The organism is Ruminococcus sp. MSJ-25 (assembly GCF_018917825.1).
Lineage (GTDB): Bacteria > Bacillota > Clostridia > Oscillospirales > Ruminococcaceae > Hominimerdicola > Hominimerdicola aceti.
On sequence record NZ_JAHLPI010000015.1, the window covers coordinates 45,177 to 58,729 of the forward strand.

At 41.9% G+C, this 13,553-nt stretch carries 9 protein-coding genes; 7 read left to right on the top strand and 2 right to left on the bottom strand.

All coding sequences use genetic code 11. The features are described 5' to 3' along the window. Positions 1-73 precede the first annotated feature (73 nt). The 3 genes from gyrB to gyrA are packed head-to-tail and all read left to right on the top strand — an operon-like array spanning position 74 to position 5,300. Positions 74-2,002: a DNA topoisomerase (ATP-hydrolyzing) subunit B gene (gene gyrB, locus KQH97_RS05300; RefSeq protein ID WP_117905316.1), complete on the top strand. Its 1,929-nt coding sequence runs from the start codon at positions 74-76 to the stop codon at positions 2,000-2,002. A 15-nt stretch (positions 2,003-2,017) separates the two neighbouring features. Next, on the top strand, positions 2,018-2,707 hold the full coding sequence (locus KQH97_RS05305; RefSeq protein ID WP_216553203.1) for a YcxB family protein: 690 nt from the start codon (positions 2,018-2,020) through the stop codon (positions 2,705-2,707). A 46-nt stretch (positions 2,708-2,753) separates the two neighbouring features. Further along, entirely contained in the window at positions 2,754-5,300 is a 2,547-nt protein-coding gene (gene gyrA, locus KQH97_RS05310) for a DNA gyrase subunit A (protein WP_216553207.1), read from the top strand. Positions 5,301-5,459: 159 nt separating this feature from the next. On the opposite strand, the gene serS is transcribed toward gyrA, so the two are convergent. After that, positions 5,460-6,743, bottom strand: coding sequence for a serine--tRNA ligase (gene serS, locus KQH97_RS05315; protein WP_117905308.1), 1,284 nt, complete (start codon positions 6,741-6,743; stop codon positions 5,460-5,462). Positions 6,744-7,058: 315 nt separating this feature from the next. Between serS and secD the strand changes: the two genes are divergently transcribed. Both secD and secF read left to right on the top strand, forming a co-directional pair. Next, complete coding sequence (gene secD / locus KQH97_RS05320; protein WP_117938280.1) at positions 7,059-8,441, top strand: preprotein translocase subunit SecD; 1,383 nt, start codon at positions 7,059-7,061, stop codon at positions 8,439-8,441. Then, the gene (gene secF, locus KQH97_RS05325) at positions 8,434-9,414 is read left to right on the top strand and encodes a protein translocase subunit SecF (protein ID WP_216553209.1); all 981 of its coding nucleotides are present in this window, start codon (positions 8,434-8,436) and stop codon (positions 9,412-9,414) included. The genes secD and secF overlap by 8 nt, the downstream gene beginning before the upstream one ends. A gap of 57 nt (positions 9,415-9,471) precedes the next feature. On the opposite strand, the gene KQH97_RS05330 is transcribed toward secF, so the two are convergent. Next, the gene (locus KQH97_RS05330; protein ID WP_216553211.1) at positions 9,472-10,167 is read right to left on the bottom strand and encodes a RadC family protein; all 696 of its coding nucleotides are present in this window, start codon (positions 10,165-10,167) and stop codon (positions 9,472-9,474) included. A 260-nt stretch (positions 10,168-10,427) separates the two neighbouring features. Between KQH97_RS05330 and KQH97_RS05335 the strand changes: the two genes are divergently transcribed. Both KQH97_RS05335 and guaB read left to right on the top strand, forming a co-directional pair. After that, positions 10,428-11,762 carry an MATE family efflux transporter gene (locus tag KQH97_RS05335; RefSeq protein WP_117856977.1) on the top strand — a complete coding sequence of 445 codons (1,335 nt, stop codon included), beginning with the start codon at positions 10,428-10,430 and terminating at the stop codon, positions 11,760-11,762. A 252-nt stretch (positions 11,763-12,014) separates the two neighbouring features. Continuing rightward, positions 12,015-13,493 (top strand): IMP dehydrogenase, encoded by a 1,479-nt coding sequence (gene guaB, locus KQH97_RS05340; protein ID WP_181979856.1) that lies wholly within the window; start codon positions 12,015-12,017, stop codon positions 13,491-13,493. The last annotated feature ends 60 nt before the right edge of the window (positions 13,494-13,553 follow it).

A 13,553-nucleotide genomic window follows, 5' to 3' on the forward strand; every position in this document is an offset into this window, starting at 1 on the left:
AACCAAGTGATGAGGGGGTTATTTTTTGGAAAATAACAACGAGATCGAGATCCAGAACACCGAGGAAATATCCATGGTGGATAAGCAAAATGATTATAATGAAAATCAGATACAGGTGCTGGAGGGTCTTGAAGCGGTAAGAAAAAGACCTGGTATGTATATCGGATCAACAGGTCCAAAGGGACTTCACCACCTTGTCTACGAGATAGTTGATAACGCTATCGATGAGGCATTGGCAGGATATTGCACTGAGATAGAAGTAGAGATACTTCCCGGGGACATTATCAGAGTTACCGATAACGGACGTGGTATCCCTACAGGTATACACCCAAAGGAGAAAATATCTGCTGCAACGGTAGTTTATACCATTCTCCACGCAGGCGGAAAGTTCGGCGGCGGCGGATATAAGGTAGCAGGCGGACTTCACGGCGTTGGTGCGTCTGTAGTAAACGCCCTCTCGGAATATCTTGAGCTTACAGTTTATGACGGAAAACATATTCATTTTCAGAGGTTTGACAGAGGTAATTATTCAGAGCCGCTGAAAATAATCGGCGATACTGATAAAACAGGTACTTCCGTTCTCTTTAAGCCTGACCCTGAGATATTTCAGGAAACAACAGTTTTCGATTATGAAACACTGCTGAAAAGACTTAGAGAACAGGCATTTCTTAATGCCGGTATAAAGATAATATTCACTGATAAGAGAAATGAAAGCGAGCCTGTGGGCGAAACTCTCCATTATGAAGGCGGTATAAGACAGTTTGTGGAGCATATCCACAAGACAAGGGGCGTTACACCTCTTTCTGAGGAAGTTATCTATGTCAACGGCATGGAGGGCGATACCTTTGCCGAGATAGCTTTGCAGTATAACGATACTTATAATGACCTTATATTGTCATTTGCTAATAATATCCATACTCCTGACGGCGGTACTCATGAAACAGGTTTCAAGAATGCTCTTACAAAGGTAATAAATAACTACGGTAAGAAGTTCGGCTATCTTAAAGACGACGATAAGCTTCTTGGCGACGATGTAAGAGAGGGTCTGACGGCTATAGTATCCGTTAAGCTCACAAACTGTGAGTTTGAGGGACAGACAAAGGGCAGACTTGGCAATCCTGAGGTAAGACCTTTCGTTGACAAGATAGTTACCGAAAAGCTTATGAACTACTTTGAGGAAAACCCTACTGTAGCAAAGGCTATATTTGATAAGTCTGTTCAGGCACAAAAGGCAAGAGAAGCCGCAAAGAAAGCAAGAGAGCTTACAAGAAGAAAATCTGCTCTTGAATCCTCTTCATTGCCTGGCAAGCTTGCAGATTGCTCAGAGAGAGATGCTTCACTCACCGAAATTTATATCGTCGAGGGAGATTCTGCGGGTGGCTCTGCAAAGGAAGGCAGAGATAGAAAATATCAGGCTATACTTCCTTTGTGGGGAAAAATGCTCAACGTTGAAAAAGCCAGGATAGATAAGGTATACGGCAATGAAAAGCTTATGCCTGTTGTTACCGCACTGGGAACATCAATAGGCGAGGACTTTGACCTTTCAAAGCTCCGTTACGGCAAAGTTATCATCATGGCCGATGCCGATGTGGACGGTTCTCATATCAGAACGCTTCTGCTCACATTCTTCTTTAGATTTATGCGTCCTCTTATCGAGGAGGGTCATATCTATCTTGCTCAGCCGCCGCTTTTCAAAGTCGCAAGGGGCAAGCAGGTCAGATATGCTTTCTCAGACGCAGAGAGAGATCAGTATATTTCTGAGCTTTCAGGCGAGAACAATCTGAAAGTAAACGTTCAGAGATATAAAGGTCTTGGTGAGATGGACCCTGAACAGCTTTGGGAAACAACCATGGACCCTGAAAGAAGAACTATGATAAAGGTGACAATGGAAGACGCTGTTAAGGCGGACGAGATATTCACTATTCTTATGGGCGATAAGGTCGCACCGAGAAAAGAATTTATAGAGAAAAATGCAGAGTATGTAAAGGATCTTGACGTTTAAAGAAAGGATACTGCTTTGGATAACAACGAAAATAAAAATCAGGAAACAGAGCTTGAAGAGGTAAAAACAGAGGAAGCTGTTGAAACGGCTGAGAAGGCTGTGGATAATGCTGATGAGGTGGAAGAAGCACAGATAGAGAAAGAGCCTGTTTTGAGCTTTGAGTATGATGTGAAAAACGAGGAAGAGGAAAGAGCTTTTTTAGCCTTTCAGAGAAAATTCGTTTATGCCCATAACTGGAAGATAACAGCGGCTTTCGGCGTTGTTGCAGCGCTTTTTATAGTGTCCATAGTGAGAAACCCTTCGGGATATCTTAACTGGGTGCTGGCGTTCATATGCCTTGCAATAATCGTTCTCACATGGTATAACACCAGAAGAATAAGAAAATATCTTATGCAGGCACTTAAACCTCTTGAGGACGACAAGTATGTTTTCACCCTCTATGATGACAGCTTCAAAATAGAAACGCTGCCGACAGAGGAGGAAAAGCAGGAGGAGGACTTTACTCCTGTTCCGCCGAGGATAGTTGGTTTTGAGGATATCTCACTGAACGTTTTGGAAAATGACGAGATGTTTATTATAATACTCAAAAAAGAAACTATTTATGTGCTTGCAAAAAGAGTTATGAACGAGCAGCAGCAGGAAACACTGAGAAAAACTTTTTCAGAGCTGCTTGATAGCGATTATGAAATGATAGATAATAAATAAGAACAGGATATGTTCTTTTCAAAGTAAACCGAAAGGTTAAAAAGGAGTGGATAAAGTGAGCGATTATAACGTTATTGACACTGATGTTGAAGCGATAATGAAAGAATCTTTCATTCAATATTCAATGGCGGTAATTGTATCCAGAGCCTTACCTGATGTAAGGGACGGACTTAAACCTGTTCACAGAAGAATTTTATATACCATGTATGAAAATGGTCTTACACCTGATCAAGCTTACAGAAAATGTGCAGATACGGTCGGATCTGTGCTTGGTAAATATCACCCACACGGTGACGCATCAGTTTATGACGCACTTGTAAGACTTGCTCAGAAGTTCTCAATGAGATATCCTCTTGTTGACGGTCACGGAAACTTTGGTTCCGTTGACGGCGACCCTCCGGCTGCCTACCGTTATACTGAGGCTAAAATGGCTAAGATGTCAGTAAATATGCTGACAGATATAAACAAAACAACTGTTGATTTTCAGTCAAACTATGATGACAGACTTAAAGAGCCTGTTGTGCTGCCGTCAAGATTTCCAAATCTTCTCTGTAACGGCTCAGTAGGTATCGCTGTGGGCATGGCAACGAATATCCCTCCTCATAACCTCCATGAAGTTATCGAGGGCATGAAAACTGTCATGAAAAACCCTGACTGCACACTTGATGAGCTTATGCAGAGCATAAAGGGTCCTGACTTCCCTACAGGCGGTATCATCATGGGCAGGTCCGGTATCAGAGCGGCTTACGGCACTGGCCGAGGCAAGATAACACTGCGTTCAAAGACCTCTATCGAGGAGATAAAGGGCAGAAACTGCATTATTGTCACTGAGATACCTTACATGGTAAACAAGGCAAGACTTGTTGAGTCTATCGCTGACCTTGTTAAGGAAAAGCGTATCGACGGAATACATTATATCAACGATGAATCCGGCAAGGACGGAATGAGGATCGTTATCGAACTGAAAAAGGACGCTAATCCGCAGGTAGTTCTCAACAAGCTGTTCAGCTATACACAGCTTCAGGATACTGTGGGCGTTATAATGCTTGCTCTTGTGAACGGTATACCTAAGGTGCTGACCCTCAAGGAAATGCTTGAGCAGTATATAGACTTTCAGGTGGATGTTATCACAAGAAGAACTAAGTTCGACCTTAACAAGGCTAAGGAAAGAGAGCATATCTTAAAGGGTCTTGTTATCGCACTTGACAATATCGACGAAGTTATCGAGATAATGAAAACTTCTAAGAATATCCCTGAGGCTAAGCAAAGACTTAATCAGCGTTTTGGTCTTACAGATATTCAGGCTGACCATATCGCAAATATGACTCTCGGACGTCTGACCGGTATGGAAAGACAGAAGATAATCGACGAGTTGGCTGAGATCGAAGTCAAGATAGCTGACCTTGAAGATATCCTTGCAAATCATCAGAGAATACTTGATATAATCATTGAAGAGGTCGAGGCTATTCAGGATAAGTTCGGTGACGAGAGAAGAACTCAGATAGAAAATGTCAGCGGTGAAGTTGATATCGAAGACCTTATCCCTGTTGAGGAAAGCGTTGTTACTTATACAAATGCAGGATATATAAAGAGAATGCCTGTTTCAGAGTATAAGGCTCAGAAGCGTGGCGGACGTGGCGTAACGGGTATGAAACAGCGTGAGGATGATTATATCGACGAGCTTCAGACCTGTTCTTCACATGACAATATACTCTTTATCTCCAATAAGGGCATAATGTATAAGCTAAAATGCTATGAGCTTCCGGAAGGTTCAAAGGCTTCAAGAGGCACAAATATAGTAAATCTTCTTGAACTGGGAGAGGGCGAGAAGATAGCCGCAATGATAAAAACTGCCGATTTTGACGAGGGCAAGTATATAGTCATGGTAACAAAGAACGGCAAGATAAAGAGAACTCCGCTGACTTCCTACAGAAATGTAAGAAAGAATGGTCTTATTGCAATCGGTCTTGATGAGGGCGACGAGATTGCAGGAGTAAGAATGACCTTTGGTGACAATGAGGTCATCGTTGCAACGCATAATGGTTATGCTATCAGGATAAGAGAAACAGATATAAGAGAGATGTCAAGAGTTGCACACGGCGTAAAGGCTATTAAACTCAGGGGCAGCGACTATGTTGTATCAATGGCAAGAGTAAGAGAGGGTGCAAGCGTTCTCACTGTTGCTGAAAATGGTCTTGGCAGACGTGTTCCGCTGGAGTCTTATAAGGTACAGAACAGAGGCGGCTACGGTCTTATGAACTATAAGAGCGGCGGAGTATGCGGAATAAAGGTCGTTGATGATGAAGATGATATCATCATGATATCCACAGACGGCATTGTTATCAGAATAAGAGCCTGCGATATCAGCATGATGAGCAGATACTCCCGTGGCGTAAGACTTATGAGAGTCGGCGAGGACGGCAGAGTGGTTTCATTCACAAGAACTGAGCATGACGACGAAGCTGAAACGGCAGAGGTGGAAAAGGCTACTGCCGAGGAGATAGCAGAGGCTCAGGCTGAGGAAAATGCTGAGATTATCGAGGAGAATACTGAAAGCGTTGAGAATGAGGATTCTGAGAACACGGAAGAATAATATAAAAATCAAGTAAAGACAATATAAACGGGCGAACACTGTTCGCACCTACATTGACTAAAAAAATTAACGGACGGCTAAAAACCGTCCGTTTTTGTATTTAAGGCAACAAAAAAAAAGTGAGCGGCACATGACCGTTCACCTTTTTGCATATCAAAATTACTTTGTTATCTTGTCCTTGCCGCCCATGTACATTCTCAGTGGCTCAGGGATATTAACTGTTCCGTCAGCATTGAGATTGTTCTCGAGGAATGCGATAAGCATTCTTGGAGGTGCAACAACTGTGTTGTTAAGAGTATGAGCAAAATACTTTGTGCCGTCCTCTGCCTTTATTCTTATGCCAAGACGTCTTGCCTGTGCGTCGCCAAGATTTGAGCATGAACCAACTTCAAAATACTTCTTCTGTCTTGGGCTCCATGCCTCAACGTCACAGCTCTTTACCTTGAGGTCTGCAAGGTCGCCTGAGCAGCACTCAAGTGTTCTTACAGGGATATCAAGTGAACGGAAGAAATCAACAGAATTCTGCCACAGCTTGTCATACCATGCCATGCTATCTTCAGGCTTGCAGACAACTATCATTTCCTGCTTTTCAAACTGGTGTATTCTGTAAACGCCTCTCTCTTCGATACCGTGTGCGCCAACTTCTTTTCTGAAGCATGGTGAATAGCTTGTGAGAGTCTTTGGAAGCTCACCCTCTGGAATGATAGTGTCAATAAATCTGCCTATCATTGAATGCTCAGAAGTACCGATGAGATAAAGGTCTTCACCCTCTATCTTGTACATCATGCCTTCCATTTCAGAAAAGCTCATAACACCTGTAACAACGTCTGAACGTATCATGTAAGGAGGAATGAAATATGTGAAACCTCTGTCTATCATGAAATCTCTGGCATATGAAAGAATTGCAGAATGAAGTCTTGCAATGTCGCCCATAAGATAATAGAAGCCGTTTCCTGATGTTCTTCTTGCACTGTCAAGATCGATGCCGTTAAAGCTTTCCATAATGTCAACGTGATATGGTATCTCATAATCAGGAACAACAGGCTCTCCGAATTTTTCGATTTCTACGTTCTCGCTGTCGTCCTTGCCTATAGGAACGCTTGGGTCGATTATGTTAGGGATAACGAGCATTCTCTCACGTATCTTAGCTTCAAGCTCCTTTTCCTTTTCAGCCATAGCGTCAAGTTCAGCACCGATAGCGGAAACCTCGGCCTTTACCTTCTCAGCTTCGTCCTTCTGACCCTTAGCCATAAGACCGCCTATCTGCTTGCTCATTACCTTTCTTTTATTTCTAAGCTCGTCAGCCTTTGTTTTGGCTGCTCTGTATTCCTCGTCAAACTGAGCTACCTCGTCAACAAGAACGAGCTTTTCGTCCTGAAACTTCTTTTTGATGTTTTCCTTGACAAGCTCAGGATTTGTACGGATAAGCTTAATATCTATCATTTTACATACTCCTTTTAGCTGACGCAAAAAAATTTCCTTACGTCGCAATATTTATCCTTTTAATAATATCACTAAAAGGAGATTTTGTCAAGACAAAGCCCCTTTAAAACAGGCTTTTGAAACAGGTTTTGAGAGAAATTATTTCATAGATAAAATACTATCATGATATAAGTAACAGTGCGAATTTCATAAAAACTATTGACATTTTGTATCAAACGTTTTATAATTATAAGGTGAATGTGTTCGTTATGGGTGTATTGTGCCCTGACGGCAAAAAAGCCTCTGGGCTTAATAAATTTATCAGGAGGATTAAAGGTGCGAAAAGTTAAAAAACCCGTGTTTTTTATCGTGCTTTTGTGTATAATTGCATTTGGATATCTCACTTATGCAGGAATACATACTCAGTACGGAGATATAAAAACAAGCTATATCAAGGGCGTTGAAGATATCCGCTGGGGTATCGATATTCAGGGCGGCGTAAATGCTACGTTTGAACCTGCCGATAATTACGACGCTACAAAGGAAGAAATGGACGCTGCAAAGGCTGTTATCGAGCAAAGACTTGTAAGCCTTAATATCACAGACAGCGAGGTCTATGTAGACTATAAGAAAAATAAGGTAATGGTTTCATTCCCATGGCAGGCTAACGAAGAAAGCTTTGACCCTGAGGCTGCCGTTTCTGAGCTTGGCGAAACTGCAAAGCTTGTATTCAGAAAGGGCAAAGAAGAAAAAGGCGAGCAGGTGCTTACAGGAAATGACGTTAAAAAGGCTGAGGTAAGACAAACTCAGGACGAAACTACAGGAAATATCAAGTATGTAGTAAGCCTGACACTCAATAACAGCGGTAAAAAAGCTTTTGCTGACGCTACAACTGAGCTTGCCGGAAAAGGCTCTATCTCTATCTGGATGGACGATAAGTGCATTTCTGCCCCAAGCGTAAATTCAGCTATCACTGACGGCGAGTGCGTTATCGAGGGCAACTTCACATATGATTCTGCAAAAGCTCTTTCAGATAAGATAAATGCAGGTTCTATCCCATTCGACCTTAAAACAACAAGCACGAACATCATCTCACCTACACTTGGCGAGGGTGCAAAAAATGCAATGGTGCTTGCAGGACTTATCGCATTTATCGTTATCGCTGCATATATCATCGTTATCTATAAGCTGCCGGGCTTTGTTGCTTCTATCGCACTTATAGGTCAGGTAATAGGTTCTATCGCCTGCATCACAGGTTTCTTCGGAAATATTGACAGCTTTACATTGACTATCCCTGGTATCGCAGGTATTATCCTTTCTATCGGTATGGGCGTTGACGCTAACGTTATCACAGCCGAGAGAATAAAGGAAGAGCTTAACAACGGCAAGACCCTTAACGGAGCTATCGAGCTTGGCTATAAGAGAGCATGGAGCGCAGTATTCGACGGAAACATCACAGTAGTATTCGTTGCAATAATCCTTATGGGTGCATTCGGACCTACAGACAGCGTTTTCGGAACACTTCTCAGCCCTGTATTCTCAGTATTCGGCGCAAGCACAGCAGGTACTATCTATTCACTTGGATATACTCTCCTTGTAGGTATCCTCCTGAACTTTGTATTCGGTATTTTCTGTTCAAGACTTATGCTTTCGTCCCTCTCAAAGTTCAAGTGCTTTAAGAAACGCAAGCTTTACGGAGGTGCTGAAATAAATGAGTAAAGAAAGAAAGACCCTGAATGTTGTGGGTCACAGCAAAATATTTTATTCCATATCATGCGCACTTATCGCAATTTTTATCATTCTTACATTCGTTATAGGTCTTAACGTGGCTATCGAGTTCAAGGGCGGTACAGTTTTGACTTATACATATGAGGGCGATATAAAGACTTCTGACGTTTCAAATACCGTTTCTGACAGTATCGGAGATAAATGTACAGTAACTCTTGGCGAAAACACAGGAAACGCAGGAAAGACAGTAGAGATAAAATTCTCATCAACAAAGGGTATAAGCGATGATAAGCAAAATACCCTGAAAACAGCTCTTGAAAAGGACTTTCCTGATAATAACATAGAAGTTTACGAGTCAAACGACGTTGCAGCTTCAAGCGGTATGAACTTCTTCTTCAAGTGCCTTGCTGCTTGTGCCCTTGCAATGGTCATCACTATCATCTATATCGGCTTCAGATTTAAAAAGATAGGCGGTATCTCAGCTGGTGTGTTCTCAGTAGTTGCCCTTGCACACGATATGTGCATGGTTTATGGCTGCTTTGTAATATGCAGATTTGACATCAACGCAAACTTCATGGCAGTTTTGCTGACTATCCTTGGATATTCTATCAACGCTACTATCATCATTTACGATAGAATCAGAGAGAATGAAAATCTTCTTGGCAACAAAATGGAGCTTGAGGACCTTGTAAACCTCTCTATTACACAGACAATGGGACGTTCTATCCATACAACTGTTACAACAGTTCTTGCTATGGCTACAGTTTGTATCGTCTGCATAATCTGCGGTGTAACATCTATTCTGAGCTTTGCTTTCCCACTTATCATCGGTATGATATCAGGTGTTTATTCTTCTAACTGTATCGCACCTACACTGTGGGTACATTGGAAAAAACATCAGGCAAAGAAGTCACATTCAGGTTCAAAAACAGGCAGCGCAAAGAAAAAGGCTTCAAGAAGATAAAATTTTATGGACGGTATGTTAAACATATCGTCCATTTTTTTATGTGATATTCTATTTTTAACACTCCATATCATGGATAAGTCCGCAGTTTCGCATGGAGATAGTTCCGTTATTGCCTGTTATATAATGGTCAAGAACTGTCACGCCTAAACATCTCATATATCTCATGACCTCACGGGTGAGAGTAACGTCCTCCTGAGAGGGGGTGTTGGGTGAGTCAGGATGATTGTGGGCAAGGATAACAATATCAGTGCCGCTGTTGAGAACGGCTTTTGTAAGCTCACGAAAATCAACAGGGGTAAATCTCGCACCGCCTGAGGATATGTCTGTTACGCTCTTTATGTGAAAGCCAGAGTCGATACAAATTACCTTGAATTTCTCCTGCTTTTCGTTTCTGAAACAATTATTTACAAAACTCAGCGCCGCAGATATGTTTCTAATGTCTATCCTGCTGTCTGTGACAGTGGAGCAGTAGTTTATAAGCTCTCTGAAAAATAAAAGTGAGTTTGCAGAGCTTTCGCCCATGTCCTTTACCGAAGAAAGCTCCTCCACAGAAGCATTAAGAACGCTGTTTAAGCTTCCGAACTTTTTTATAAGCTCGTGCGCAATATCATTGGTGTTCTTTCTCGGCACAATGTAAAATAAAAGCATTTCAAGTATCTCATGCTCGGAAAAGCCCTTGAAATTTCCCGATTCTTTGAAACGCTTCCTCATTCTCTCTCTGTGACCGCCGTGGTCTGCTTGACTGCTCATTTTATCACCTCTTATACAAGTATAAAATATCCGCACTTTTTTGTCAATAAAAAACCATTGTGACTTTATTCTTTACAGATAATTTCAGCAAGAGGGTAAGCTAATAATATTTAGAAAATTTTATTAATAGATCACAAATAGCGTAAAATGCTAAAAAAACCTTCAGAAATATCAAAAGTGTCTGTGCGAAATGACGTTGAAAAAGGTTGTTTTTTTATGATATAATGAAATGGTAACTATTATATTATGGAGATGTTTTTATGACAGACCTGACGGTGGGAAAACCGTGGACAGTGCTGTGGAAATTTTCCCTGCCTATGTTCGTGAGCGTGATATTTCAGCAGATGTATTCCATTTTCGACAGTATCATAGCAGGAAAATTTGCAGGCGAGGACGCTCTTGCGGCAGTTGGTGCGTCTTATCCTATAACAATGATATTTATGGCGTTTGCAGTGGGAAGCAATGTTGGCTGTTGTGTGGTCATATCTCAATTCTTTGGTGGAAAAGAGTTCTCAAAGGTAAAAACTGCGTCAACTACTACCATAATTTCATGTACGATACTTGCAACAGTGCTGACAGTTTTTGGACTTGCGTTCTCTACTCCTCTTATGAGAATGATAAACACGCCCGATAACATCTTCCGTGACGGTGAGCTTTATCTGAAGATCTATATCGCAGGTCTTATCTTTCTGTTTCTTTATAACGTGGGTACAGGTATTTATAACGCAATGGGCGACTCAAAAACACCATTGTATCTCCTTATCGGCTCATCAGTTGGAAACGTTGTTCTCGACTATGTGTTCGTGAAGTTCTTTAAATGGGGTGTGGCAGGCGTTGCATGGGCTACTTTTATCGCTCAGGGAGTGGCTTGCGTGTTCTCACTGCTTATTTTGGTGAAGAAAACCGCAGAAATTAAAACAGAGGATAAACCACCGCTGTTTTCAGGAAAAATACTTAAAAAGATAACCCTTTATTCTATACCTAGTATTTTACAGCAGAGTTTTATCTCAGTGGGAAATATCTTTGTGCAGTATCTTGTAAACAGCTTTGGCTCGTCTTGTATCGCAGGATATTCTTCTGCAATAAAGCTAAATACCTTTGCTATAACAAGCTTTACAACGCTTTCTAACGGGCTTTCAAGCTTTGTTGCACAGAATTACGGTGCAGGCAGGAACGATAGGATAAAAAGCGGATATAAAGCAGGACTTGTTATCTCGGCTATCGTGGCAGTGCCTTTTATACTCTGCTTTTTCTGTATGCCAAAAACTATGATAAATCTGTTTCTTGACGACGGCGGAACAAAAGCCGTTGAGATAGGTACAACATTTTTGAGAATAATATCGCCTTTCTATGTGTTTGTGGGCATAAAAATAATGTCAGACGGAGCACTCCGTGGTAAAGGTGCAATGCAGTATTTTATGATATCAACTTTTACGGACTTGATACTCAGAGTAGTGCTTGCATTCGTGTTGGCAAGACCATATGGGTCAACGGGAATATGGCTGTCATGGCCGATAGGTTGGCTTGTGTCAACAGTGCTGTCAGTGGTGTTTGCGAGAGTGAAAGTGATGAAAAACGAATTGAATGAGGAATGAGGAGTGAGGAATGAGGAATGGCAAAGCCAAACTGAGCTAAGCACCAATACAAAGTAAAATCCGCAAAGAGCACAGCGATTTTGCGGCATAACAAACCATGGCGTAAACCTTGGATAAAACAACGTAACTCCGATTAGCAAAGACTAAATTAAAAAAAAGTTCTCAATAATGATGTTGACAAGTTTAATTAAATGTTGTATGATTATAAGAATAATAAATTAAGAATTCAAAATGTTTGCGGGAGGTTAATTTATGCTGGATACTAATGTAAACAATAAGTTTGGTAAAGAGGGTCTTACCTTTGATGACGTTCTCCTTATCCCAGGCGAGTCGGATTGTACACCTGATATGGTGGATATCCATACACACCTTACTAAGGATATAGTCCTCAATACACCTATAATGACATCTGCTATGGATACAGTCACAGAGTCAAAAATGGCTATCGCTATCGCAAGAGAGGGCGGTATCGGTATTATCCATAAGAATATGACTATCGCTCAGCAGGCAGAAGAGGTGGATAAGGTAAAGCGTTCTGAAAACGGCGTTATCGTTAATCCTTTCTCTCTTACAGCCGATAAAACTGTTGCTGAAGCTGATAAGCTCATGGGCAAGTATAAGATCTCCGGCGTGCCTATAGTCGATGAGGATGGCAAGCTCGAGGGTATCCTCACTAACAGAGATCTTAGATTTATCACTGATTTTGAAAATATCAAGATCGGTGACGTTATGACTAAGGAAAACCTCGTTACTGCTCCTGTTGATACGGATCTTGAAGGCGCTCAGAAGATACTTATGAAGCATAAGATCGAGAAGCTTCCTCTTGTTGATGCAAACGGCGTTCTTAAGGGCCTTATCACTATCAAGGATATTGAAAAGGCTGTTCAGTATCCAAATTCCGCAAGAGATAAAAAGGGCAGACTTCTTTGCGGTGCTACTATCGGCATGACTAACGATATTCTTGAAAGAGTTGCCGCTCTCGTTGAAGCTCAGGTAGACGTCCTCGTTCTTGACTCTGCTCACGGTCATTCTATGAACGTTATAAATTGTCTTAAAAAAGTTAAGGCTGCTTTCCCTGATACACCGGTTATTGCAGGTAATATCGCTACTGCCGAAGCTGCCAGAGCGCTCTGCGAAGCAGGTGCTGACGCTATAAAGGTCGGTATCGGCCCTGGTTCTATCTGTACTACCCGTGTAGTCGCTGGTATAGGTGTTCCTCAGGTCACTGCAGTTTATGACGCTGCTTGCGCTGCTGCTGAGTATGGCATTCCTGTTATTGCTGACGGTGGTATCAAGTATTCAGGCGATATCGTTAAGGCTCTTGCTGCCGGTGCGAACGTTGTAATGCTTGGTTCACTCCTCGCAGGCTGTGACGAAGCTCCAGGCGAAACTGAGATCTATCAGGGCAGACAGTTCAAGGTATACAGAGGCATGGGTTCTCTTGCCGCTATGAATAAAGGCTCAAAGGACAGATATTTCCAGACAAACTCAAAGAAGCTCGTTCCAGAGGGCGTTGAGGGTCGTGTGGCTTATAAGGGTCCGGTTTCAGATACTATCTTCCAGCTCGTTGGCGGTATCCGTTCAGGTATGGGCTATTGCGGTTGTCATACTATTGCAGAGCTTGGTGAAAAGGCTAAGTTCATCAGGATAACAGGCGCAGGTCTTAAGGAGTCACACCCACACGATATTTATATCACAAAGGAAGCTCCAAACTATTCCGCAGGTATCTAATAGAATTTATATACAAAAAAAAGAGCAGAGATCTCGTTTCTCTGCTTTTTTTGCATTATT

What these genes read in the sequence shown, in the direction of transcription:
- KQH97_RS05330 (WP_216553211.1), bottom strand. Translation starts at nt 10,167, where the DNA reads ATGAGCAGTCAAGCAGACCACGGCGGTCACAGAGAGAGAATGAGGAAG.
- KQH97_RS05335 (WP_117856977.1), top strand. Translation starts at nt 10,428, where the DNA reads ATGACAGACCTGACGGTGGGAAAACCGTGGACAGTGCTGTGGAAATTT.
- serS (WP_117905308.1), bottom strand. Translation starts at nt 6,743, where the DNA reads ATGATAGATATTAAGCTTATCCGTACAAATCCTGAGCTTGTCAAGGAA.
- gyrB (WP_117905316.1), top strand. Translation starts at nt 74, where the DNA reads ATGGTGGATAAGCAAAATGATTATAATGAAAATCAGATACAGGTGCTG.
- guaB (WP_181979856.1), top strand. Translation starts at nt 12,015, where the DNA reads ATGCTGGATACTAATGTAAACAATAAGTTTGGTAAAGAGGGTCTTACC.
- secF (WP_216553209.1), top strand. Translation starts at nt 8,434, where the DNA reads ATGAGTAAAGAAAGAAAGACCCTGAATGTTGTGGGTCACAGCAAAATA.